At 72.2% G+C, this 23,975-nt stretch carries 22 protein-coding genes, 2 tRNA genes and 1 riboswitch; of the genes, 10 read left to right on the top strand and 14 right to left on the bottom strand.

Going from position 1 to position 23,975, the window contains the following annotated elements:
• Window positions 1-59: 59 nt before the first annotated feature.
• A riboswitch (glycine riboswitch) is annotated at window positions 60-150 on the bottom strand.
• Window positions 151-205: 55 nt separating this feature from the next.
• Window positions 206-1,024: a helix-turn-helix domain-containing protein gene (locus tag CS0771_RS38005; protein WP_212845445.1), complete on the bottom strand. Its 819-nt coding sequence runs from the start codon at window positions 1,022-1,024 to the stop codon at window positions 206-208.
• A 127-nt stretch (window positions 1,025-1,151) separates the two neighbouring features.
• Between CS0771_RS38005 and CS0771_RS38010 the strand changes: the two genes are divergently transcribed.
• Both CS0771_RS38010 and CS0771_RS38015 read left to right on the top strand, forming a co-directional pair.
• Entirely contained in the window at window positions 1,152-1,568 is a 417-nt protein-coding gene (locus CS0771_RS38010) for a hypothetical protein (protein WP_212845446.1), read from the top strand.
• Between the two features lie 194 nt (window positions 1,569-1,762).
• A complete protein-coding gene (locus CS0771_RS38015) occupies window positions 1,763-2,509 on the top strand; it encodes a cyclopropane-fatty-acyl-phospholipid synthase family protein (protein ID WP_244871272.1) in 747 nt (248 codons plus the stop codon).
• Window positions 2,510-2,548: 39 nt separating this feature from the next.
• Here the strand turns inward: CS0771_RS38015 and CS0771_RS38020 are convergent, their stop codons facing one another.
• The gene (locus tag CS0771_RS38020) at window positions 2,549-3,217 is read right to left on the bottom strand and encodes a VOC family protein (RefSeq protein ID WP_212845447.1); all 669 of its coding nucleotides are present in this window, start codon (window positions 3,215-3,217) and stop codon (window positions 2,549-2,551) included.
• 103 nt (window positions 3,218-3,320) lie between these two features.
• Here CS0771_RS38020 and CS0771_RS38025 point away from each other — a divergent pair, with 103 nt between their 5' ends.
• Window positions 3,321-4,271, top strand: a complete 951-nt coding sequence (locus CS0771_RS38025) for a YafY family protein (RefSeq protein WP_212845448.1) — start codon at window positions 3,321-3,323, stop codon at window positions 4,269-4,271.
• Between the two features lie 200 nt (window positions 4,272-4,471).
• Here CS0771_RS38025 and CS0771_RS38030 read toward each other — a convergent pair whose 3' ends face one another.
• The gene (locus tag CS0771_RS38030) at window positions 4,472-5,383 is read right to left on the bottom strand and encodes a class I SAM-dependent methyltransferase (RefSeq protein ID WP_212845449.1); all 912 of its coding nucleotides are present in this window, start codon (window positions 5,381-5,383) and stop codon (window positions 4,472-4,474) included.
• A 163-nt stretch (window positions 5,384-5,546) separates the two neighbouring features.
• On the opposite strand from CS0771_RS38030, the gene CS0771_RS38035 reads away from it, so the two are divergent.
• On the top strand, window positions 5,547-6,593 hold the full coding sequence (locus tag CS0771_RS38035; RefSeq protein ID WP_212845450.1) for a pectinesterase family protein: 1,047 nt from the start codon (window positions 5,547-5,549) through the stop codon (window positions 6,591-6,593).
• A 7-nt stretch (window positions 6,594-6,600) separates the two neighbouring features.
• Here the strand turns inward: CS0771_RS38035 and CS0771_RS38040 are convergent, their stop codons facing one another.
• Together CS0771_RS38040 and CS0771_RS38045 are read right to left on the bottom strand one after the other, a co-directional pair.
• On the bottom strand, window positions 6,601-7,476 hold the full coding sequence (locus tag CS0771_RS38040; RefSeq protein WP_212845451.1) for a PHP domain-containing protein: 876 nt from the start codon (window positions 7,474-7,476) through the stop codon (window positions 6,601-6,603).
• Window positions 7,477-7,660: 184 nt separating this feature from the next.
• Complete coding sequence (locus CS0771_RS38045) at window positions 7,661-8,173, bottom strand: hypothetical protein (protein WP_212845452.1); 513 nt, start codon at window positions 8,171-8,173, stop codon at window positions 7,661-7,663.
• Between the two features lie 119 nt (window positions 8,174-8,292).
• Between CS0771_RS38045 and CS0771_RS38050 the strand changes: the two genes are divergently transcribed.
• From CS0771_RS38050 to CS0771_RS38065, 4 genes are all read left to right on the top strand, one after another.
• Entirely contained in the window at window positions 8,293-9,069 is a 777-nt protein-coding gene (locus CS0771_RS38050; RefSeq protein WP_212845453.1) for a class I SAM-dependent methyltransferase, read from the top strand.
• A gap of 207 nt (window positions 9,070-9,276) precedes the next feature.
• Window positions 9,277-9,696: a hypothetical protein gene (locus tag CS0771_RS38055; protein ID WP_212846315.1), complete on the top strand. Its 420-nt coding sequence runs from the start codon at window positions 9,277-9,279 to the stop codon at window positions 9,694-9,696.
• A 432-nt stretch (window positions 9,697-10,128) separates the two neighbouring features.
• Complete coding sequence (locus tag CS0771_RS38060; protein WP_212845454.1) at window positions 10,129-12,822, top strand: LuxR family transcriptional regulator; 2,694 nt, start codon at window positions 10,129-10,131, stop codon at window positions 12,820-12,822.
• A gap of 120 nt (window positions 12,823-12,942) precedes the next feature.
• Window positions 12,943-14,535, top strand: a complete 1,593-nt coding sequence (locus CS0771_RS38065) for a M4 family metallopeptidase (protein WP_212845455.1) — start codon at window positions 12,943-12,945, stop codon at window positions 14,533-14,535.
• A gap of 233 nt (window positions 14,536-14,768) precedes the next feature.
• Here CS0771_RS38065 and CS0771_RS38070 read toward each other — a convergent pair.
• Window positions 14,769-14,842 (bottom strand) — tRNA-Ile (locus CS0771_RS38070).
• Window positions 14,843-15,067: 225 nt separating this feature from the next.
• Window positions 15,068-15,143, bottom strand: a tRNA-Asn gene (locus CS0771_RS38075).
• Between the two features lie 169 nt (window positions 15,144-15,312).
• On the opposite strand from CS0771_RS38075, the gene CS0771_RS38080 reads away from it, so the two are divergent.
• Complete coding sequence (locus CS0771_RS38080; RefSeq protein ID WP_212845456.1) at window positions 15,313-15,519, top strand: hypothetical protein; 207 nt, start codon at window positions 15,313-15,315, stop codon at window positions 15,517-15,519.
• A gap of 14 nt (window positions 15,520-15,533) precedes the next feature.
• On the opposite strand, the gene CS0771_RS38085 is transcribed toward CS0771_RS38080, so the two are convergent.
• From CS0771_RS38085 to dnaG, 6 genes are all read right to left on the bottom strand, one after another.
• Window positions 15,534-16,472 (bottom strand): hypothetical protein, encoded by a 939-nt coding sequence (locus CS0771_RS38085; protein WP_212845457.1) that lies wholly within the window; start codon window positions 16,470-16,472, stop codon window positions 15,534-15,536.
• Between the two features lie 163 nt (window positions 16,473-16,635).
• Window positions 16,636-17,457: an ABC transporter permease gene (locus tag CS0771_RS38090; RefSeq protein WP_212845458.1), complete on the bottom strand. Its 822-nt coding sequence runs from the start codon at window positions 17,455-17,457 to the stop codon at window positions 16,636-16,638.
• A gap of 11 nt (window positions 17,458-17,468) precedes the next feature.
• A complete protein-coding gene (locus CS0771_RS38095) occupies window positions 17,469-18,221 on the bottom strand; it encodes an ABC transporter permease (protein WP_212845459.1) in 753 nt (250 codons plus the stop codon).
• Window positions 18,221-19,135 carry an ABC transporter ATP-binding protein gene (locus tag CS0771_RS38100; RefSeq protein ID WP_203740455.1) on the bottom strand — a complete coding sequence of 305 codons (915 nt, stop codon included), beginning with the start codon at window positions 19,133-19,135 and terminating at the stop codon, window positions 18,221-18,223. Before CS0771_RS38100 ends, CS0771_RS38095 begins: the two co-directional genes overlap by 1 nt.
• A 262-nt stretch (window positions 19,136-19,397) precedes the next feature.
• Complete coding sequence (locus CS0771_RS38105) at window positions 19,398-19,916, bottom strand: hypothetical protein (RefSeq protein ID WP_212845460.1); 519 nt, start codon at window positions 19,914-19,916, stop codon at window positions 19,398-19,400.
• Entirely contained in the window at window positions 19,916-21,766 is a 1,851-nt protein-coding gene (dnaG, locus tag CS0771_RS38110; RefSeq protein WP_212845461.1) for a DNA primase, read from the bottom strand. The genes CS0771_RS38105 and dnaG overlap by 1 nt, the downstream gene beginning before the upstream one ends.
• A 55-nt stretch (window positions 21,767-21,821) precedes the next feature.
• Between dnaG and CS0771_RS38115 the strand changes: the two genes are divergently transcribed.
• A complete protein-coding gene (locus tag CS0771_RS38115) occupies window positions 21,822-22,571 on the top strand; it encodes a hypothetical protein (RefSeq protein ID WP_212845462.1) in 750 nt (249 codons plus the stop codon).
• A gap of 104 nt (window positions 22,572-22,675) precedes the next feature.
• Here the strand turns inward: CS0771_RS38115 and CS0771_RS38120 are convergent, their stop codons facing one another.
• The gene (locus tag CS0771_RS38120; protein WP_212845463.1) at window positions 22,676-23,893 is read right to left on the bottom strand and encodes a deoxyguanosinetriphosphate triphosphohydrolase; all 1,218 of its coding nucleotides are present in this window, start codon (window positions 23,891-23,893) and stop codon (window positions 22,676-22,678) included.
• Window positions 23,894-23,975 lie beyond the last annotated feature (82 nt).

Genomic DNA, 23,975 nt, shown 5'->3' on the forward strand with positions numbered 1-23,975 from the left:
CACCGGCGGGGTGGTTTGCACCGTGGGCGCGGGACGGTGTCCCGGCTTTCCAGAGTCGCCTCACCGCGGCGGTACGTGGGCCTGAGAGATTGACGGGGAGTGTTGCTCCTTCGGCGCCCGGCACGGCCGGGGCTCTCCCGCTGCGGTTCGTTCAGCGAAGTCTTCAGTTGTCGCCGCGTACCGTAGGCATCGTCCGGCCCGCCCGTCAAGGGGCGGCATCCGGTGTGGACCGCCACCGGCGCAGCACCTCGGCGGTGTGCTCGTCGGCCGGGAAGAACGACTCGATGGACAGCTCGGCCACGGTCACGTCCAGCGGCGTGCCGAACGTCGCCACGATGCTGATGAACGCCAGCTCACCGCCGTCGTGCCGCAGCCGTAGCGGCACCACGATGTCGCCGGGGCCGGGCGTCTCGACCTCCGGCTCCGGCTGGTCGCACGGGTAGTCGCGCAGCTCCTCGTACAGCGCGGCCAGCTCCGGGTCGGTGGTCGCGGCGACCTGCCGGCGCAGCCTGCCGAGCAGGTGGGCCCGCCACTCACCCAGGTTCACGATGTGCGGCGCCATGCCCTGCGGATGCAGACCCGCTCGCAGCACGTTGGCCGGGGCCGCCAGCAGGTGATCCGCGATGCCCGCGGTGAGCACGCCCAGCGCGGCGTTGGCGTCGACGAGGTTCCACCACCGGTCCACCACCACCGCCGGGTACGGCTCGTGCCCGGCGAGCACCTGGCGCAGCGCGGCGCGCACCGGCCCCAGGCGCGGCGAGTCCAGCGGCGCCTGCCCGTACACCGGCGCGTAGCCGGCGCTGAGCAGCAGCCGGTTGCGCTCGCGCAGCGGGATGTCGAGCTGCTCGGCCAGGTGCAGCACCATGTCCCGGCTCGGCCGCGAGCGGCCCGTCTCCACGAAGCTCAGGTGCCGGGTGGACACCTCGGCCTGGTTGGACAGCTCCAGCTGGGTCAGCCGCCGGTGCTCGCGCCACCCCCGCAGCAGCTCCCCCACCGGCCGCTGGTCGCGCACCGTCGTCGTCATCGCACCTCCCCGCCGCCGACCCTAACCAGGCCGCCCGCACCCGCGCCATTACCTCGCACGTCATCGACAGGCGCACCCCGGGCCGCCGATGGTGGGAGGGCACCAAGACGCACCGGAGAGGACAGAAATGGCAGACATCGATACCCACGACGCCACGCCGCTGGCGAGCCCTGAGCGGCTGCTGCGGCACGCGCTGCTCGCCGACACCGCGGCCACGGGGGCCGTGGGGGCGCTGGCGGCGGTCGGGTCCGGGCCGCTCGGCGAGCTGCTCGGCCTGCCGCCCGGCCTGCTGCTGCCGGTGGGGATCTTCCTGCTGGCGTACGCCGCGCTGGTGGCGCTGATCGGCACCCGCCGCCGGATCAGCCGGCCCGCGGTCTGGAGCGTGATCGCCACGAACGGCCTCTGGACCGTGGCGAGTGTCGTGCTCGTGCTGGGCGGCTGGTTCGAGCTGACCACGCTCGGCACGGTGTTCGTGCTCGGGCAGGCCGCCGCCGTGGCCGCCTTCGCCGAGCTGCAGTACCTCGGCCTGCGTCGCATCCGCTGATCGCGTTCGAAGCTCCCGCCAGGCTTTTCGAGCAGCCTGGCGGGAGCTTCGAACGGGGGAATCCGCTCGACGCGGCTCGCGCCCCGCGGTTAGTTTGGCGGCTTCGACGATCTCTGGAGGTGCTTTGATGCCCGCGCTGCTGGTCCGCCTCGACCCCCCGACCACGTTGAGACCAGACCAGAGGAATCGCAGAAGTGGATCTTCCACGTAGCTTCACCATCCGCGAGAGCAGCCACCGCGTCCACAACCCGTTCACCGAGGACAAGCTCGGCGTGCTGGGCCGGGCCGTCCGCCTGCGCCCCGGCACCACCGTGCTCGACCTGGCCTGCGGCACCGGCGAGCTGCTCTGCCGGTGGGCCCGTGACCACGGCGTCACCGGCACCGGCGTCGACATCAGCACCGTCTTCACCGCCAAGGCCCGGGAACGGGCCGCCGAGCTCGGCGTCGCCGACCGGGTCACCTTCGTGCACGGCGACGCCGCCGGGCACGTGGCACCCACCCCCGTCGACGTGGCCTGCTGCATCGGGGCCACCTGGATCGGCGGCGGCTTCGCCGGCACCCTCGACCTGCTCGCCCGCAGCCTGCGGCCGGGCGGGCTGCTGCTCGTCGGGGAGCCGTTCTGGCGGCAGGACCCGCCCGACCAGGCCACCGTCGCGGGCTGCCACGCCACGTCCAAGGACGACTATCGCGACCTGCCGGGCCTCGTCGAGCTGTGCGGGGAGCAGGGCTGGGACCTGGTCGAGATGGTCCTGGCCGACGAGGACAGCTGGGACCGGTACGCCGCCGCACAGTGGTTCAACATCCGGGCCTGGCTGGACGCCGACCCTGATGACGAGCTGGCCGCGGAGTTCCGGGCCGAGCTGGACCGGGCGCCGCTGGACTACGTCCGCTACCTGCGGCCGTACCTCGGCTGGGGCGTCTTCGCCCTGAAGCGCCGCTGACCGGCGGGCACGGCCCCGGCCCCGCACCGGGGCCGTGCCCTACTCGGCACGCGTCAGCCAGGTGCCGATGCAGACCTCGTTGCCCTCGGCGTCGGCCAGCACCCACCACGACGGCGCGTGCTCGTCGGTGACCAGCCTGCCGCCCGCCGCGAGCGCCGCCGCGACCCGCGCCTCGGCCTGGTCGTGCGCGACCCAGATGTCGAGGTGGATCCGGTTGCGCTGCGGGCGCGGCGCGTCCATCTCCTGGAAGTAGACCAGCGGCCCGCGCTGCCGGGGGTCGATCATGTCACCGGGACAGTCGCCCCGCTCGGTGTAGCCGAGCACCGCCAGCCAGAACGGCATGACGTCGGGCACCACCAGGGCGTCGAGGCAGATCTGCACGTTCTGCGCCCGGGACGGGTCGGCGGTCAGGCCCAGCTCACGCGCCGCGGCCGAGATCTGCCGGGCCTGCGCGACGTGCGCCTCCGTCATCCCGAAGAAGCCGGGGACCCACCGGATCAGGCGTACGGTCACCGCCCCGTCCCGCAGGTCGACGTCGGGCGCGGGCGTGCCGGGCAGCTCGCTGATCGCCTGCACGAACCGCGCACCCGCGGCGAACGACGGGATCCGGAACCAGGCGCACGCGCCGTCGCCGATGACGCGCCAGTCGCCGACGCCCTCCGCCTGGTGGAACTGCGCGGGCGAGATCCGCTGTGCCGTCTCGGTCATGTCACTCCCTTTTCCCTGATCGGTGCCCTGGACGGCGCCGCCGGAGACACTATGCCCCGAATTCCCGACATCCTCTGTCGTATACGTCGGCGAGAATCGGCGGATGCGCGCCTCCCGGATGATGTCCCTGCTCCTGCACCTCCAGGTGCGCGGTCAAGCGAGCGCGCGGGAGCTGGCCCGGCTGCTGGAGGTCAGCGAGCGCACCGTGCAGCGGGACGTCGAGGCCCTGGTCGCGTCGGGGGTGCCGGTGCGCGCGGCGCGCGGCCCGGCGGGCGGTTACCGGCTGGACGGCGGCTACCGGACCCGGCTGACCGGGGTGGGGCTGGACGAGGCGGGCGCGCTGGCGTTCCTCGGGCTGGCGGGTCCGGCGCAGCAGCTGGGGCTGGGCGAGATGCTGGCGGGCGCCCGGATGAAGGTGTGGGCCAGCCTCACCGGCGAGGCCCGGCAGCGGGCGGGTCGCAGCGCCGAGCGTTTCCACCTCGACCCGGTCCGCTGGTATGCCACGGCCGAGCCGGTGCCCTGCCTGGCCGAGCTGGCCGCGGCGGTGTGGGCGGACCGCCGGGTGCGCCTGACCTATGTGCGGGACGGGCGGGAGTCGGTGCGCGAGCTCGACCCGCTCGGCCTGGTCCTGGCCGCCGGGGACTGGTATCTGGTGGCGCTGCGGGACGGGCGGCGGCGCACCTACCGGGTGTCGCGGGTGCGTGCGGTGGAGCCGCTGGAGACGCCCGCCGCCCGCCCGGACGGGTTCGACCTCGCGGAGACCTGGGCGCAGTCGCGCCGCGAGCTGGAGCGGGAGACCACCGCGGTCGAGGTCACGGTGCGCGTGTCCGCGTGGGCGCTGCCCCGGTTGCGCCGCCTGGTGCCGGTGCACGGGCAGGACCGGGTGCCGCTCACCGCGGACGGCGAGGTCGAGCTGACGGTGCCGTTCGAGGACGGGTTGTGGGCGGTGTCGGCCATGCTCGGCCTCGGCTCCCAGGTCGAGGTGCTCGCCCCGGCGGCCTTCCGCGACCGGGTGGCCGCCGAGCTGCGCGCCGCGGCGGCCCGTTACGCCTGACCGGGCGACTGTGGATCATCCGAGCCGGGCCGGTTCCCGGCCGATCGTCCGGGCGCGGGCCCGCGGCGTACCCCCATATGATCTTCGGACCGCACCGGAAGGATCATCAGTGGACTCGTATGAGGCGGGACGCCTGGTAGGTCAGCTGTGCTGCTGGCTGGTGCCCGCATGGCTCGTCTACCGGAGCATTCGCTGGGTGTTCAAGAAGCCCGACTGGTGGACTCGCTGACCTCCAACTGGAAGTGCCAGATCACGACGACCGGGGCGTCGTCGTGGGCGGCGGACGCCGCCTCAGGGCACCAGCGCAGCAGGTCCCAGGACATCTCCGTGGGCAGCGGGCCGGATTCGGTGGTCGCCGGCGGCCGACCCGGCTCCGCGCAGTGCCGGACCTGGAATCCCAGCGGCAGGGCGGCGGCCAGGTAGGCGCTGAGCGGCCGGTGGTACTCGATGAGGATGCTCGGGCGGCCGTCCGGGCCGGGTCGCCGCGGCAGGGTCGGCCGCAGGTACGACGACAGCAGGTGCGCGTCGGAGATCACCAGGTGCCCGCCCGGCCGCAGCACCCGGGCGAACTCGGCCAGTACCGGCCCGAGATCGGGCACGTGGGCCAGCGCCAGTCCGCACACGACGGTGTCCACGGAGCCGTCGGGCAGCGGGATCGCCGCCAGGTCCGCCTGGACGAGGTCCGCGTCCGGCACCCGCACCGCCGCCAGGGCGAGCATCTCGGCGGACTGATCCACGCCGATCACCCGATGGCCCAGCTCGGCCAGGTACGCCCCGTGCCGGCCGGTGCCGCAGGCCGCGTCGAGCGCGGTGCCGACCGGTAACCCGGCCAGGATCTGCCGGACCAGCGGCTGCTCTATGTCGATCATCCCGTTGCCGGGCTCGTCATAGGTCGGCGCCCACGCGCGGTACACGTCGGCGGTGCTGATCGTGCCGTGCGTCGCCGTGATGACCTCGGCCTCCTCGTCGAGTGCCGAGATGTCCAGCAGGGCACGGATCTCGGTGAGCCGGGCCTCGACGAACGCCCGGTCGGCGCCGCCCTCCCGGATGCCCCGGAGCAGGGCCACGCCTTCGATGCCGAGCAGGTACGCCAGCGGGCTGAGGTAGGTCATCGGGTGACGCTAGCGGCGGACCGTCCACAGACGCCATCTGCTTTCGGCACGGGGAAACCTGACCGGGCGGTGGATGCGTTGACGCAGGAGCGAGGGACGTCTATGTTGTCGCGGAAAGCGCTTTCCTTCTTCCCGCATCGCCTCCATCCCTGAGGAGCAGTTCATGCGCGCGAGCAGATTCTGGCCGGCCGTGCTGGCCCTGGCCGCCATCGTGGGGCCCGGCGCACCGGCCCAGGCCTGGCCGGGGCCGTACGTCACGGTCGCCGCCGACGGCAGCGGCGACTTCAGCAGCATCCAGGCCGCCGTCGACGCGGTGCCGGCCGGGAACGCGTCCACCTTCACCATCAAGATCCAGCCCGGTGTCTACCACGGGCAGGTGATCGTCCCGGCGAGCAAGCCGTACGTGGTGTTCCGCGGCCAGGGCCCCGACCCGTCCGCCGTGGTCATCACCGACGACCGGGCCAACGGCACGCTCAAGCCGGACGGCACCCCGTGGGGCACCTCCGGCAGCGCCTCGGTGACCATCGACGGGCACGACTTCAGCGCGCGCAACCTGACCTTCGAGAACGCGTTCGACGAGGCGGCCCACCCGGAGATCACCAACCGGCAGGCGGTGGCCGTGCTGACCCGCGCCGACCGGATCGTCTTCGACAACGTGCGCTTCCTCGGCAACCAGGACACCCTCTACGTCAACAGCCCCGCCGCCGACGTGCCGGCCCGGGTCTACCTGCGCAAGTGCTACGTCGAGGGCGACGTCGACTTCGTCTTCGGCCGGGCCACCGCGGTGTTCGACCGCTGCCGGGTGCACTCCCTGGACCGCGGCTCGGCCACCAACAACGGGTACGTCACCGCGGCCAGCACCAGCATCGCGAACCCGTACGGCTTCCTGTTCAGCGAGTCCACGTTCACCGGCACCGCACCGGCCGGCACCGTCCACCTGGGCCGGCCGTGGCACCCGAGCAACGACCCGAACGCGATCGCGCAGGTGCTCATCCGCGACTCGAAGCTGGGCGCGCACATCATCGGCGCGGCGCCGTGGACGGACTTCGGCGCGTTCTCCTGGCGCGACGCGCGCTACGCCGAGTACGCCAACCGCGGGCCGGGCGCCGTGGCCAGCGTGGACCGGCCGCAGCTCGACGCCGCGGCCGCCGCCGTGATGACGCCCGAGGCGTACCTCGCCGGGGCCGACGGCTGGAACCCGATCCGCTAGCCGCCGGTCAGCGACCCGGCCGGAACCAGGTGTCGTACGGGTGCCGGCCGGGCCGGAAGCCGTGTGCCTCGACCATCGCCACGGCCTGCGCGAAGTCGCGCGCGAGCGCCCGCGGGCTGTGCGCGTCGCTGCCGAAGGTGACCGCCTCCCCGCCCTCCTCACGCCACCAGCGCACGATCTCCGGGTGCAGCCGTCCCCCGGTGTTCACCTCCAGCACCCGCCCGCCGCCGGCCAGCGCCCGCAGCGCATGGCGGAACTCGTCCTCGAAAAGGTGCGGTTCGAACGGCCCGGCCTGCTCCGGCCAGTAGCGGACCGCGTAGTCCACATGCGCCAGCACCGAGAACACGTCCGACCCCGCCACGAGGCACGCGATCTCGGCCAGGTAGTCGCGCATCACCTCCGCGGGCTGCCGGCGCTGGAAGTGGTGCGGCGGCTCGGCGAACCCCGCACCGATCGGCAGGCAGTGCAGCGAGCCCAGCACCCGTTCGAACGCACCGCCGGCCAGCAGCCGGGTGACCTCGGCACGGTGTCGGTGCGGCTCGCCGAACTCGATCCCGGTGATGATGCGCAGGCTCGGGAAAAGCTCGCGGCACCGTTGCACGGACTCCAGGTATCCGTCGGCGTCGAAGCGCGGCGGCACCAGCAGCCCGTCGGGATTCACGAAGTCCAGCAGGAACCGGTGTTCCTCCTCCAGCTCCTCGGCCTGCAGGGGCCAGGGGGTGAAGTCGACGTGCTCGGTGAAGGCGACCGCGGGCAGGCCCAGCTCGACCGCCCGCGCGCAGGTCCGCTCCATCGACCCGACGTATGCGTCCCAGGACCACTCGCTGTGCACGTGGCCGTCGGCGGGCAGCACCGCCCCCGTCCCGGATTCCGGTCCCGACATCCCGATCCGCCTCCCCGCCGCCGCGAGCCGCAGGGCACCGGTCCGAACGGGACGGCCGCACGATCGGCGGTGACCGGGCCGTGCCCCGTGGTGCCCACCGGTAGTCTGCCAGCAGAACCGGATCGCGGTGGGTACGGCGCTGTGATGCCCTGGTCAGCGGTCATGCTCCGCCATCGTCCGCGGCTCAGTAGCTGTCCCGGCGATTGCGGAGCCGGAGGCCGTCGCTGAGGCTGCCCGCCTTCCGGACCGGACCACCGGACGGCCGCTCCAGGTTCGGCACGGTGTCGCGCTCGGCCAGGCTCGGCGGAACGTCCCACGCCCGGTCGGCCGCCCGATGGGCACGCTCCTCGGCGAGCGCCCGCCGGTAGGAGAGAAACGCGCCGGGATCGGTGGCCGTGCCGGCGATGGTGCCGGACAGCGTCATGCCCCGGGGGTCGAGGGTCAGCCATACCGCCGACCACTCCGCCAGGCGCAGGTTCGTCTCCCACCACCGGCCGTGCACCCCGCCGTACGACGACCCGCCGGTCCGGTGCAGCAGCGCCACCGCCGACCCGGCCGGGATCCGGCGCAGCGCCAGGCGCCGTTTCGGGTACGGCTCCAGAGACGTCACCGCGTATGCGGCCGGTGTGCCCACGATCTCGACGAGCGTGCCGTCGCCGAAGGCTCCGCGCCACAGGCCCACGAGCGGATCCCGCATCACGCCGCCCTTCCACCGCTGTCGATGTAAACCTGACGGACGGGCGGCGAGGTGGCGGCGCGGCCGGCCTTCTGATCTCATGGCCCCGACAGGGCTGTACACGTTGGACGGGGGCGACCATGGAGCAGGACGAGCGGCTGCTCGCATCGTCGTTCGGCGCGGCGGCGGTCGCGTACGCCGAGCACCGCCCGGACTACGCGCCGGACGCGGTGCGCTGGGCGCTGGCGGCCGCACCCGGCCTCCGCGTGCTCGACCTCGGCGCGGGCACCGGCAAGCTGACCGGGACGCTGGCGGCGCTGGGCGCCGACGTCGTCGCGGTCGAGCCCGACCCGGCGATGCTGGCCCAGCTGCGCCGCGCGGTGCCGTCCGTACGCGCCCTGGCGGGCAGCGCCGAGGCGATCCCGCTGCCGGACGCGTCCGTCGACGCGGTGCTCGCCGGGAACGCCATGCACTGGTTCGACATGGCCGTCGCGGGCCCCGAGATCGCCCGGGTGCTGGCGCCCGGCGGCATCCTGGCCGGGCTGTGGAACGTCCTCGACGACCGGGTCGGCTGGATCGCCCGGCTCGAACGGGTCGGCGGCGGCGAGGCGATCGGGCCGCGGGACACCCTGCGCTGCTGGCGCGCCGCGACCGCGGGCCTGCACCTGCCCCGCGCGGGCGGGGCGGCCCGGTTCGGCTCGCCGGAGCAGGCGGAGTTCGCGCACGGGCAGCGCCGCACGGCCGAGTCCCTCGTCGCGACGCTCGGGACCCGCGCCGGCATGCTCACCATGCCGGCCGAGGCGCGGGAGGCGGCGCTCGGCCGGATCCGCGCGTTCCTCGCGCAGACGCCGGAGACCGCCGACGGCGAGTTCACCCTGCCGATGCTCACCGGAGTGCTGCGCGTCCGGCAGCGGTGAACCGGCACGGCGCGGCGCGCGAAGCCGTTGCCGCCGGTTCCTCGAATCGATCGACCGGTGCGGCGTGCCAGCCCCATGGCCTGGATCACCTCGTCGCTCGCGCGCCCTTCACGGCTCCGCCCGGCTGACCACGAACTGGTAGTGTCCGGCCCGACCTAACGATCATGGGGGATGTTCATGTACCAGAACCGGCTTGTCCTGAGCGGCTTGGCCTTCGCAGCGGCGATCGCGATGGCGGGCTGCGATGCGCAGCCCGGATCGGAGCCGTCCGCGGCGTCGCCGGCCCCGGCGGCTTCCAGCGCCGCCCCGGCCGCCGACGCGGCCGCCAGCAAGGCCTGTGCCGACATCAAGAAGGCCGTCAAGGACAACGCGGACAAGATCGCGGTAGCCGAGAAGATCGGTCCGCCCGCCGGGCACATCGCGGTGAGCGCACAGTGGACCGCGGGCTCGGCCTCGGTCATCGCGTTCTCCATCGGCGCGAACGGGCCGGTCGGCGCCGCCGCAGACAAGGTCCAGCAGGAGATGGCGGCCCTGGCCGACGCGTACGACAGCGCCACCGCCAAGCCCGGCAAGGAGAAGCTCGAAGCCGCCCTCAAGGAACTGGACGCCGCCTGCTCGGCAAGCTGACCTCGGCACCACCAGCGATCGGCTGTGACCGTCACCGGACGGGCACAGCCGATTCGCATTCCGGGCTAACCGCAGAACGTCGGTGGGGCAGGCGCGGCAGAATGCGAAATCGGTCCTGGCTGTCGCGGGCGATCCGTTGACGGTGCAGACGGCCAGGTCACGGCGGACGCCTGGCATCCCGGGACAATGACCGGTGACCTGCGTCAGCGCGTAGGCACGGCCGGTGTCGCCGCGGCGGCGGGCGAGCCGGTGGTGGCGCCGTCAGTCCGCGAGCGGTAGGCGCCGCTGCCGAGAGTCACAGATCACATTGACCGGAATAGGCCACGTTTTGAACGGCTCTCCGGGTATTTGTTCACCCTCTTGCCACTTGCCTGCCATGCGCCAGGTGCCTAGATTAACGGCAGTTTTACCTGCTAATGGGGTGGTGGCACAGTGCGAGTCGCCGGGCGCAGCGAGGTTCTGCGTGATGCGACGGGGGCATTGGTCGCAGGACGGAGCGTACTCCTCCACGGACCGTCCGGCATCGGGAAGTCCGTCGTCGCCGGTGCCGTCGCCGCCCACCTGGCGGCAAGCGGGGTGACCGTCCTGCGTACGACGCCTGCGGAGGTCGAGGCAAGCCTGCCGCACGTGGTGCTCGTGGACCTGTTCGCCGATCAGCTCTCCCGGGTCCGAGGGCTGCCCACGCACCTGCGCGAAGCGCTCGAGGTGGCGCTGCTGCGCGCCCCGGCCCAGGCGACGCCCCGGGACGCCCTGACGATCCGGATCGCCGTGCTGGAGTTGCTACGCCGCTTGGCCGGCGACGGCCCGGTGACCATGCTCATCGATGATGCGCAATGGGTTGATGAGGCGAGTGCGGAGGTCCTGGCATTCGCGGCCCGGCGGCTCGGCGATGCCAGGGTGACGGTCCTGGCCACCGAGCGCGTATCCGACGGCGAGCCGCTCACCCGCCAGCTGTGCCCCGGCGACACGCGAGTCATCGCCGTGGAACCACTCGGCTACCGGGGTATCGCGACAGTGCTCGCCGGTCAAGGGCTCTCACCGTCGATCGTGCGCCGCATCCACAAGGCCAGTGGTGGCAACCCGTTGGTCGCGGTCGAGCTGGGCAATGCGTTGTCCAGACGCGACGAGACCCTGGAGGATCACGACCCCCTTCCGGTGCCGGGACGGCTGCGCTCTCTCCTGTCTGATCACCTGACCGGGCTGAGCGAGTCCACCCGTGAGACGCTGTTGCTGGCCGCTGCCGTGGCCAGGCCCAGTCTCGGCATGCTGGGCCTGCCCGTGGACGCTTTCGACGAGGCGGAGCAGGCGCAGGTCATCGCGGTGAACGGCGACGGCAGCGTGGTGTTCCGGCACCCACTGCTGCGGGAGCTGGTCTACGCGGATGCCACGGCCGCACAGCGACGGACCGCGCACGCACTCCTGATGTCCATCGTGGAGGATCCGGTCGAGCGGGTGCTGCACCTGGCCCTTGGCAGCGCCGGGCCGGACGAGGGCACGGCAGCGCTTGCCGATGCCGCGGCGGCTGACGCGGCGGCCCGAGGCGCCTTCGCCAGTGCCGCGGCACTGTCCCGGCTCGCGGCGCAGCGAACCCCCATACCCGCCGGAGATGCGGCCGCCCGGCGTCTGCTGGCGGCGGCGCGATATGCCGACGCGGCCGGCCAGGTCGCGCGGGCGCGGGAAGCGGCCACGGCCGCGCTGAAAGCCGGCCAGACTGCGGACGTCCGGGTCTCCGCGCGGCTGTTGCTGGTCGACGCGGCCGGACAGGATCTGCACGGGGTGGGTGAACTGCTCGCCGAAGCCGGCCGCGACGCCGTGGGCGATCCCCGGCTGGAGGCCCAGGTGGCCTGCTACGCCGCAACCTTGGCGTACTTCGAGCGCCGGTACGACGACGCCGACGCGGAGTCACACCGGGCCGAGAAGCTGGCACGGGTCGCCGGGGACACCGATCAGATCATCCGGGCCATCGGCATGCAGGCGACCATGGCGCTGACCATGGGCCGCGACGACGGCGACGACCTGCACGCCGGCGCGTACCAGTTGGCCGAGGGGCGTCCGGTGACCACCGCGACGATCGAGGCACGGCAGTCCTGGGCGATGACAGCGCTCTTCCGAGGTGACCTCAGGACGGCGCGGGAGGAGATTCGGCAGCTCGAATCGGACGTACGCGACCTCGGCCTGATGCGCGATCTGATGAGTGTGCTCATCTCGTGCTCAGCGATCTATGCCCGGTCCGGATACGGCGCGGAGGCGTTGAAGACCGCACGGGAGTGCGAGCGGCTCTTCACGGATGCGGGTGCCTCGCCGGCGATCGGCCTGACCGTCGCCGCAGGGGCCGAATGGTGCGCCGGATCGGCAGCCGCCGCGATCTCCCTGGCCCGCAAGGCGATCGCGGCGTGTGAGGCGATCGGCGACACCGAGTGGCTCGAGGTCAGCTGCGCGATCCTCGGCCAGGCCCTGCTTCTTTCCGGTGACGCTCCGGCGGCGGTCATGGCGTTCAACCGCGCGGCTTCGCTCGAAGCAGCGGCGAGATCGGGTGATCCGGCCATCATCCCCTGGCACGCCGATCACGTTGAGGCACTGGTGCATGCCGACGAACTGGAGGCCGCCACGGCCGCGTTCACCGAGGTGCGCCGCCGCGTGTCGCGTTTCAAGCGGCCTGTTGTCCGGCTCGGGCTTGAGCGTTCCTGCGCACTGCACCGCGCCGCCGGCGGTGACCCGGCCGGTGCGGCCGAGGCGCTGCGCAACGCCATCGCCACGTACGGCGAGATCTCGTACCCGATCGATGTCGCGCGGGCCTATCTGATCCTGGGGCAGCTGGAGCGGCGGGCGCGACGACGGGCCGCGGCTCGGGTGGCCTTCGGCGAGGCCATCGCGCGGTTCAGTGCCATCGGCGCCCTCGCCTGGCTTCCGTGCGCCCAGCATGAGCTCGACAAGCTGAACAAGGGCTCGGGAACGCTGTCCGAGACCGAGCGGCAGGTGGTGCACCTTGTTCGGTCCGGTGCGACGAACCGGGAAATTGCCGCATCCATGTACCTGTCGGTGAAGGCAGTCGAAGCGCACCTGTCCCGGCTCTACCGGCGATACAACGTCCGCAACCGAACTGATCTGCTGCGGATTCTCGCCTGAAGGTTTTCCCTTGCGTGTGCCCTAGCGATGAGCCCTGGGCAGTGACTCACGCGTGAACCTCCGAAAAAGATTCCTCCTGCGCGGCCGCCACGAGCGGCCGCTTCTGGGAGGAGGAAGTTCATGCATACACGTCTGGGGCTTGTGCTGCGATTCACCAGCGTGCTGGCGGTTGCCGTCCTCGTGGCGGCGAACCCGGCCGCGGCCGACCCGAAGGCCGGCGACGACGTCACGACGTACAGCGACTCGGCCGGACGGGTCACCGCAATCGTCGCGGCCCCTGGGAAGACGCTGCGTACCGGCACCGGTGACGCGACCGCTCACCTGAAGGCGTACGCCCGCCGGTTCGGGCTCAACGCCAAGCACTTCGTGGTCGAGCGCGTGACCGCACTGCCTGGCGGCACGGCCGTCCGGTTCCAGCAGCAGGCTGCGGGCGTTCCCGTGCTGGGAGCGCAGATGATTGCTGTGCTCGACGATTCGGGCAGCCTGCTGTCGCTGCACGGCAACCTGAGCGCGGCCGCCGCCAAGGACGCCAAGCCGGGCAAGAAGGCCGGCGACGTTCGTGGTCTCGCGCAACAGGCGTTCGCCGCCGAGGCGCAGATCGCGGCCGCGGCGCTGGAGGAGGCCGAGCCGCAGCTCGCTTGGTTCGACCCGGCGATCTGGGCCGGCACCCCGTCCAAGGGCCAGGTCCGGCTCGTCTGGTCGGTCAAGGTGGAACCCACGTCACTGGCCGGCTGGGGCGGCGAGATCCTGTTCGACGCGTTCTCCGGCGCCGAGGTGCTCAAGCTGAGCCACAAGCACGAGATCAGCCGGGCGATCTGTGACGCCAACACCACCTACGTCAGCTCCAGCTCGATCTGCCTGGCCAAGAACGCCAGCCGGATCGAGGGTGGCGCCGTGTCGACGGTGGCCGACGTCAACTACGCCTACGACTACTTCGGCGCGACGTCGACGTACTACCAGACCAACTTCGGCTACGACCTGACCGCGAACATCGGGTCGACGGGCAAGGGCGACAACGTGAAGCGGCTGCGGGCCATCGTCCGGGCCTGCGTCGCGGGGTACGGCTGCCCGATGCAGAACGCGTTCTGGAACGGCAAGGGCATGACCTTCGGCCCCGGCTTCGCCTCGGCCGACGACGTGATCGGGCACGAGCTCTCGCACGGTGTCACCGAGCACACCTCCGGCCTGACCTACTCCAGCCAGAGCGGCGCCATCAACGAGTCGCTCTCGGACATCTTCGGTGAGTTCACGGACCTCACCGACGGCCTGGGCAACGACAGCGCCGGCGTGCGCTGGGACATGGGCGAGGACCTGCCCGCGTCCATCGGTGTCATCCGCAGCATGTCCGACCCGACCCGGTTCAGCGACCCGGACAAGGTGTCGAGCAGCTACTGGTACACCGGCACGAACAACTCGGCGTACGTGCACATCAACTCCGGTGTGGGCAACAAGGCCGCGTTCCTGATGGTCGACGGTGGCACGTTCAACGGGCAGACCATCACCGGTCTCGGCCTGGCCAAGGCGGCCCAGATCTGGTGGCGTGCGCAGAACACGCTGACCTCGTCGGCCACCTACAACGAGCTCAACACGGTGCTCCCGGCCAGCTGCCGGGCGCTCGTGACGGCCGGCATCGGTGGCCTGACCTCGGCCGACTGCACCCAGGTCGACAAGGTCGTGCTCGCCACCGAGATGCACTTGACCCCGGCGGCCTGAACCCCGCAAGGCCATCACACCAGGCGGCCTGATCCAACCGCCGCGAGTGGTGCCTTGTCAGGTCGGCGAGTCGAGGGGTCGTCGGGAGCCCACGTACCCCGGCGACCCCTCACCTGACCTGGCCAGGTGAGGGCGCTCCAGTCCGCACCGCAATGATCGAAAGTAACGAGGCTGGATCGCGTTCCGTGGGCGAAGAAATACGCCCAGATCTTCCGACCTGGGCGGTTCTCCGGTGGGGCGGGCGGGACTCGAACCCGCGACCGAGGGATTATGAGTCCCCTGCTCTAACCTGCTGAGCTACCGCCCCGTGCCGGGAGTGCCCGGCGGGCATAGCCTAGCGGGTCACCGCCGCTGCTTACACGCCCGATTCTCGCCGCGCCGAGCCGCCCGGAACTCTCGCGCCCGCCGGGAAGATCGCCGTTTCGTGTCAAAACCCTGCGTGAGACCGCAGATCTTGGCACGAACCCGCGATCTTGAGCGCTGGACCACGAAGACAGGTCAGGCCCCGGGCGATCGCCCGGGGCCTGACTTCTGGCTCCCCCACTTGGACTCGAACCAAGAACCTGCCGGTTAACAGCCGGCTGCTCTGCCAATTGAGCTACAGGGGAATGTCGCTCGACACGTGCTCCGGATCTCTCCGGGGCGGCGTGCCTCGACAAGAGTACAGGACACCACCCCGGGTATGGCAAACGGGTAACCCCGCCCGGTCTGGATGTCGCGCGACGCCCGCACCAGGCAGGATGGGATGTATCACGCGATCGAGGATGAGGAGGCACGATGGGGAAGCTGGTGTGGTTCGCCGCGGGCGCGGCCGTCGGATTCGTCTTCGGCACCCGCGCCGGGCGCCAGACCTACGAGGACCTGGTCGCCGGCACCCGGAAGCTGATGGAGCACCCCACGGTGCAGGAGGCGGCGGGTCTGGTCCAGGCGCAGGCCGCCCGGCTCTACGACGAGGGGCTGCGCAAGCTCAACCAGCAGGTGTGAGCGCGGGCTCCGCGTCACACGGCACGGCCGACCCCCGGCATCGGGCGGTCGGCCGCCCCGTCCAGGCCCACCGCGCCCAGCTCGTCGCGGGCCGCGTCGAGCTCCTCGGTGCCCTCGACCTCCAGGTGGTCGCACTCGGCGTGGACCCCGCCGAGCACCGCGGCCAGCATGGTGCGGCCGGTGGCGGCCAGTTCGGGGTCGGCGTGGCCGCCGAGCCGCAGCTTGACCACGGACAGCCGGGAGCGGCGCAGCCGGGTGAGCGCCTGGGCCGGGCTCTCGGCCGCCTCGGCGAGCCGGGCCGCGCTCAGGCAGGCGCCGATGCGGGCCGGGTCGGCGCGTTCCAGCAGCCGCACGATGTCCTTCGAGCCGGTGATCAGGGTCTGCGGGGCGGCCTCGACGGCGACCCGGACCAGCCGCCCGGTGTGCCAGGCGATCTCGGTCAGCCCACCGCTGAGGTCGGCCATCAGCCGGGTGGCCGCCTGCCATTCGCGTTCGCGCAGCTCATGCAGCTCTTGCTCGCGGTCGGCGGCGGCCTGCTCCCCGGCGGCCGGGTCCACCGGTGCGGGGGCGGCGGCGAGCGCGGCGGCGGCGGAGCGGGGCAGCGTGGTGGAGACGGAGCCGTGGTGGCTGTCGTCGGGGAGCAGGTCGACGAGCACCCGGGCGAGATCGAGGGTATGCATCCACCAGGTGCGCCAGCTCCCGTCGGGCGGGATGGCGTCCGGACCGGTGTCGAGGGTGACCACCTCCAGCCGCCGCTGGGCCAGCTCGTGGCGCAGCCGCTGGCGCAGGCCGAGCGAGGAGGCGAGGGTGGCGGCGAGGATCGGGCCGAGCCGCAGGCTCACGCTGAGCACGTCGGCGAACAGGCGCTGGCGCTGCGGGACGACTCGTGCGTCGAGGGTCCGCAGGAGCGCGCGCACGTCCTTGACGTTCTCGACGGACACGACGGTCGCCACGTGCACAGTCTGTCCGTCGGGGTGTCGTAGGCGCATCGGTCACCTCCGCCCGGCGGCGTGTTGCCGAGAACGTACCCGCCTGATCCACATCAGACAAATAGAACTTAACAAATGAGCACATGAGCTTGATCTCGCTCATGTGCTCATTCATCCTCGCACAGGTTTAACGGCACAGCACAGTGGTAAGGCGCCGGCTCGCCACGTACAGGCCGAGGGCCATCATGACGATCAGGTAGAGCACGTGGCCGAGCATCGCCCAGCCGAGTGACCCCGTCGTGATGCCGCGGATCAGCTCGACCGCGTGATAGAGCGGGGTGACCGCGATCAGCACCTCCACCGCGGGCGGGTAGTCCTGCACCGGCGAGAAGGTGCCCGAGAACAGGAACATGGCGAACTGGCCGGCACTGATCAGGTCGAAGTCCTGCCAGCCGCGGATGTACGTGCTCGCCGCCATGCCCACCGCGCCGAACGCCAGCCCCACCAGCCAGGTCGCCGGGAACGCCAGCAGCGCCCAGCCCGCCGAGGTCAGCCCCATCGCCACCATGACCACCAGGAACGCCCCGGTGTAGAGCGAGCCGCGGATCATCGCCCAGAGCAGCTCGCCCGCGGCGATCTCGGCCGGGCGCAGCGGGGTGGCCAGCATGGCGTCGTACGTCTTCACGTACTTGAACTTGAAGAAGAAGTTGAAGGTGGTCTCGGCCAGCGCGCCGGACATCGCCGACACCGCCAGCATGGCCGGGGCGACGAACGCGGCGTAGGTGATGACCTGCCCGTCCTGCAGGGTCAGGTCGCCGACCAGCGCCCCGACGCCGATGCCGATGGACAGCAGGTAGAGCACCGGCTCGAAGAACCCGGAGAACAGCACCATCCAGTACGCGGGGCCGGAGCGCAGCGCCCCCACGTTGCGGTTGATGACCGCGCCGACCCGCGCCGGGGAGACGATGCCGTCGCGCAGCGCCTGCGTGACGGCGTACGTGGTGACCATGTCCGTCCCCCTCAGTCCGAGAGCCGTCGGCGGAAGGCGCGCACCGCTAGCAGGTAGCCCAGCACCGCCCAGAGCAGCAGGTATGCCAGGTGCGCGGCAACGGGCCAGGGCGGCGCGACGCCGAGCGTGGCCGACCGGCACAGCTCGACCGCGTGCCACAGCGGCGACGCGTAGGCCAGCGGCCGCAGCAGCGCCGGCAGCTGCGACACCGGGAAGAACACCCCGGCGAACAGCGTCGACGGGATCACCACGAACCGGAACAGCAGCGCGAAGTAGCTGTCGTTCTCGATGCTGGCGGAGAACGCGCTGGTCGGCGCGGACACGGCGACCCCGAGCAGCGCGCACACGAACGGCGTCACCACCACCCACGGCGAGTGGATCGCCCCGAACGCCGCGCTCACCCCGAGGAACACCACCGCCGCGATGATCACCCGGAACGCGATGTAGAGCTGGTATCCGGCGACCATGTCGCCGATGCCGACCGGGGTGGCCCGCATGGCGTGGTAGCCCTTGACCCACTTGAAGTCGCCCAGCACCGGGAACGTCGACTCGCCCACCGCCATCTGGAACGCGGTCGAGGCCAGCACGCCCGGCACGATCCAGTCGAGGTAGCTCACCCCGTCCACGTCGCCGACGTAGCCGCCCACGCCGATGCCGATGCTGATGACGAACAGCACCGGGAGGATGAACGAGGAGAAGACCGAGGCCTGCCAGAGCCGCTTGTACGAGACCAGCGCACGCTCCAGCACCGCGAGCGTGCCCATCAGTCGACCAGCGTCCGGCCGGTGAGGATGAGGAACACGTCCTCCAGCGTGGCGCGGCGCACCAGCACGCTCGACGGGGTGAACCCGCGCCGGTGCACCTCGTCGACCGCCCCGTCGCCGTCGTCGCTGTAGAGCAGCAGCCGGTCCGGCAGCGGGTCGAGGCGCTGCCCGATCCCGGCGAGCTTCTCCACGTACGCCGCGGGGGGCTCGTCGCCGAAGCGCAGCTCGACCACCTCACGGGTGGAGTGCGTCTCGATCAGGTGACGCGGCGAGCCCTCGGCCACGATCTTGCCCGCGTCCATCACCACCAGCCGGTCGCACAGCTGCTCGGCCTCGTCCATGTAGTGCGTGGTCAGCACCAGCGTCACGCCGCGCTGCTTGAGCCGGAACAGCCGCTCCCAGAGCAGGTGCCGGGCCTGCGGGTCCAGCCCGGTGGTCGGCTCGTCGAGCAGCACCAGGTCGGGCTCGTTGATCATCGCGCGGGCGATGGACAGCCGCCGCTTCATGCCGCCCGACAGCGGGTCGACGGTGCTCCCGGACTTCTCCGTGAGCTGGACGAACTCCAGCAGCTCGGCGGCGCGGCGGCGGGCCTCGGGGCGCGGGATGCCGAAGTAGCGCGCGTACGTGGTCAGGTTCTCGAAGACGGTCAGGTCCGGGTCGAGGTTGTCGGTCTGCGGGCAGACGCCGAGCCGCCCGCGGATCGCCGGGCCCTCCCGCACCGGGTCCATGTCGAGGATGCGCAGCTCACCGGCGGTCGGCCGGGAGACGCAGCCGATCATGCGCATGGTGGAGGACTTGCCCGCGCCGTTCGGGCCCAGGAAGCCGAACGCCTCACCCGGCGCCACCTCCAGGTCGATCCCGTCGACCGCGGTGAACTCACCGAACCGTTTGACGAGGCCGCGGGCGTAGATCATGGGGGGCCGTTGCTCGCTCACCCGGCGACCCTAACCGCCGCCCCCGACAAACTCGCGCCCTTTTTCCCTTTCCGCGACCAGCCGCGCGCTGAGCCTCGCGGCCCGGCGGTGAAGATCGCGAGTTCGTGTCGAAACCTGCGGCCTGACCGCACCTTTGGACACGAGACAGCGATCTTCGACCGCCACGCTGAGCCCAGCCACGCTGAGCCCAGCCGCCGACCCCCGCCCGGGAGCCCGGCCGCCCGGTGTCGGTTCGGGTCGTTCAGGGGACGGCGTCGCCCTGGGACTGGGCCACGAGCTGGTCGGTCGCGGCGATGACGCCGGGATCGTCCCCGTCGGTGCCCGCGTCGTAGCGGACCGCCCAGGCCAGCCCGTCGGCTCCCGGCACCCGCCGGGCGAACACCCAGACCCCGCCGCCGGGCACCTGGTAGTGCTGCGGGTGGCGCACCGAGCCGGTCACCCGCAGGCGCACCTGGTGCGGCAGGTCCCCAGGGTCGGTCAGCCGCAGCCGCACCGGTGTCCCGTCCGCGACCACCTCGTAGCCCGCCCGCTCGGCCACCGGCTCGGCCGGGGTGATCACCAGCTGCTCGCCGTCCCACACGGCCTTGTCGATGCGGTGCCAGCCGGTGCGGGTCCCGCCCCACCACAGCCCGAGGTTGGTCGCGACGACCGTGTCGTCCTCGCCGGCCGGCGCCCAGGCCAGCACCCGCTCGTCCCGGTCCAGCTCGGGGCGGCGCTCCGCGGGCAGCACGCGGCGCCCGCCGAACAGTCGGAACTTCATCACAGCCCTCCGGCGGCCTTCTCCTTGAGCGCCCGGGAGTGCTGCTCCAGGGCCACGAGTTCGGTGAAACGGGCACGGTACTCGTCGGCCTCGGTCACCGGGTTGATGCGCTGCAGCCGCGACTTGACCTCGCCGATGCGCTGGTGCAGCCCCGCGAGCTGCAACCGGGCGAGCACCACGTGCAGGTATGCCGAGTCGGGCTCGCCGTCGTAGCGGACCGGCTCCACCGCCAACTCCATGACCAGCATCTGCGCGGCCAGGTCGGGGCACGCGTCACGCACGCTGTTCACCCAGCCGGCCCCGGCCACCCCGGCGCTGGCACCGCCCGCGGCGCCGATCGCCGCGCGGACGTCGCGGTACGGCGGGTGCGCGTAGTGGGTCTCGTCGACCGCGTCGAACACCGGCCCGGCCAGCACCGGCTGCTGGACGGCCAGCTTGAGCGCCTCACGCTCGACCACCAGGCGCGGGTTGTCCGGCGCGAGCGCGGACGGGCGGGGCGCCGGGACGGCCGCGCCTTCGCTGCCCGCGTTGCGCACGGCCGTACGGACCTGGTCCACGTCGACGCCGATGTCCCCGGCGAGCTTCTGTGCATACCCGGTGAGCAGTGATCTGTCTTTGATCTTGGCGACCATCGGCGCGGTCGCGCGCAGCGCCGCCACCCGGCCCTCGACCGTGTCCAGGTCGTAGCGGGCCAGCGTGGAGCGCAGCGCGAACGCGATCAGCGGCTCCCGGCTGGCCACCAGGTCGCGTACCGCCAGATCGCCCTTGGCCAGGCGCAGCTCGCACGGGTCCATGCTGTCGGGGCTGACCGCGATGAAGGTCTGTGAGACGAAGCGCTGGTCGTCGCCGAACGCGCGCAGTGCGGCCTTCTGCCCGGCGGCGTCGCCGTCGAAGGTGAAGATGATCTCTCCGGCGAACGCGTCGGTGTCCAGCAGCAGCCGCCGCAGCACCCCGATGTGGTCCGCCCCGAACGAGGTCCCGCAGGTCGCCACGGCCGTGGTCACCCCGGCCAGGTGGCAGGCCATGACGTCGGTGTACCCCTCGACGATCACCGCCCGGCCCTGCTTGGCGATCTCCCGCTTGGCCTGGTCGATGCCGTAGAGCACGTGCGACTTCTTGTACAGCGGCGTCTCGGGGGTGTTCAGGTACTTCGGGCCGTCGTCGTCGTCGAACAGCTTGCGGGCGCCGAACCCGATCACGTCGCCCGACACGTCCCGGATCGGCCACAGCAGCCGCCGCCGGAACCGGTCCACCAGGCTGCCCGAGCGCGCCGGGCGGGCCAGACCCGCGGTCTCCATCTCGGCCGCGCTGAAGCCCTTCTGCCGCAGATGCCGGACCAGCAGGTCCCACTCCGCCGGGGCGAACCCGCAGCCGTAGCGCTGCGCCGCCGCCCGGTCGAACCCGCGCTCGGCCAGGAACTCCCGCGCCGCCCGCGCCCCCGGCGTCAGCAGCTGCTCGGCGTAGAACTCCTGGGCCGCGACGTGCGCGGCGACCAGGCGCTGCCGCTGACCGGCCTGCGGGCGCGCCGGGGCCGGGCCGCCCTCGACCCGGCGCAGCTCCAGACCGGCCCGGTCGGCGAGCCGCTCCACCGCCTCGATGAAGGACAGGTGATCGATCTTCTGTACGAAGTTGATCACGTCACCGCCCTCGCCGCAGCCGTGGCAGAACCACACGTTGCGCGCCTGCGACACGGTGAACGACGGCGTCTTCTCGTCGTGGAACGGGCACAGCCCCTTCAGGTTGCCGCCGCCCGCGTTCTTCAGCGTGACCTGCTCACCGGCCACGTCCACGATCGAGCTGCGCTCCCGTACGAGCGCGATGTCCTCATCGCGGATCCGACCCCCGGCCATGCGCTACATCCTGCCAGGGGGTGCCCGGCGGGCGCACAGCCGATACCGTGCGATCGTGGCCCACCCCACCCCCGCCCCGGACCCCGCCCGCCGCGCGACCGACGACATCGAGCTGACCGTCGCACTCGCCGAGTACGCCAAGCTCGGCGAAGCCCGCCGCGCGATCAGCGACCAGGCGCACAACCGGTACAACTTCTTCCTGGTCATCGCCACCGGCGTGGCCGCCGTGTCGGCCGGTGTGCTCGGCAGCGGCATCGACGCCAACGTGCGGATCGGCGCCGTCGCCGCGCTCGCCCTGCTGGTGCTGCTCATGGGACCGACGGTGTTCCTGCGCCAGCTGCGGTTCAGCAACGCCGGGCGCAACTACGCCGTCGCCGAGGAGGCGATGCGCACCTACCTCGCCCGGCGTGCACCGCAGCTCGCGCCCTACGTGCTGCTGCCCACCCTCGACGACGCCGGGTTGCTGCAGCCTTCCGGCGGCCGCGGGCGCGGTCGCCAGGCGGTCGGCCTGGCCGCGACGATCGGCCTGGTCAACAGCACCCTGCTCGCGGCGGCGGGTGCGCTCGCCGTCAGCGGTGTGCTCGACGGCTGGCCGGTGGTGCTGGTCGCGCTGGCGCTGTTCGCCGCCTCGGCCGCGGTGCACCTGTGGTGGGTCGACCGCACCGTCCGCCACGACGCCGCGGAGCGGGAGCGCCTGCTGGCCGCCCGCGCCCTCGACGTGCTCGACCTGTTCCCACCGCTCACCTCCGCCACCGCCGACCCCGACCCGGCGCCGGACCCCGCTCCGGTGGCGCCGGCGGCGTGAAGATCGCCGTCTCGTGTCAGAACCTGTGGCTGGACCGCACTTTGTGACAGGAACCCGCGATCTTCCCCATCCGCCCGCGCGGCCCAGCGCCCCACGGCGGCGGGTCAGTCGCCCGGGGCGGTGAGGCGCTGGTGCCAGGCCTGGGCGGCGGTGTCGGTCAGCGAGGCGACCTGGTCCACGACCACCCGGCAGCGGGCCGTGTCGTCGGGCGCGGCCCGCCACAGCGGGGCGAACACCGGGTCCAGCTCGTCCGGCGCCCGGTCGGCCAGCAGCCGGACCAGGTCGGTGAGGATCTCGCGCTGCTGGGCATACCACGGCTCCATGCCCCGGCGGCGCATCACGTACCGCAGTGCGATGCCCTTGAGCAGCGCGCACCTGATCCGGGCGGCGGTCGGCACGATCAGGTCGGCGTCGTAGCGCCGCAGCCGCCCGTCGCCGTGCTTGTCCCGGGTCGCGTCGACCGCCGCCGCCACGAACCGTCCGGTCAGGACGCTGGTGCACCGCTTGAGCGCGAGCTGCGCCTTGAACGAGCCGTCGTACCCGGCCAGCGGCGCGACCACCGGATCGGCGAGCAGGTCGAGCAGCGCCTCGTGCAGCACCGCCGGGGACTCGGGCGAGTACACCCGCGCCACGTCGGCGCAGAGCGCGGCCCGCTCGTCGGCGTCGATGATCAGCGGCTGCAGCTCGATGAACCCGGAGTAGAGTCCGTCCTCCACGTCGTGCACCGAGTACGCCACGTCGTCGGACCAGTCCATGACCTGCGCCTCCAGGCAGCGCCGGTCGTCGTCGGGGGCGCCGAGCCGCACCCAGTCGAAGACCGGGCGGTCGTCGGCGTACACCCCGAACTTGCGGGTGCCCGCGCGGCGCGGCCACGGATACTTGCACGTCGCGTCCAGCGAGGCCCGGGTCAGGTTGAGCCCGGCGCCCTCGACCTTGGCCTCCAGCCGGGTCAGCACCCGCAGCGTCTGCGCGTTGCCCTCGAAGCCGCCCCACTCCCGGCTGACCTCGTCGAGCGCGTCCTCCCCGTTGTGCCCGAACGGCGGGTGGCCGAGATCGTGCGCCAGCCCGGCCACGTCGACGACATCGGGATCGCAGCCCAGCCGGGCCCCCGTCTCCCGGGCGATCTGCGCCACCTCGATGGAGTGGGTGAGCCTGGTACGCAGGAAGTCGCCGCTGCCCGCCGTGTGCACCTGGGTCTTCGCGGCCAGCCGCCGGAACCCGGCCGAGTGCAGCACCCGGGCCCGGTCGCGCTCGTAGGGGCTGCGCCCGAAGCCGGTGTCCTTGGTCGGCTCGGGGATGAACCGCTCGCTGGGATCGACCATCAACCAAGACTACTGACCGGAACCGCCGTATTCACGCACGCCGCATGAACGGCCGGCGGCACCGTCCACCTTGGCATCGATG

The sequence above is a fragment of the Catellatospora sp. IY07-71 genome, from assembly GCF_018326265.1.
Classification (GTDB): Bacteria; Actinomycetota; Actinomycetes; order Mycobacteriales; family Micromonosporaceae; genus Catellatospora.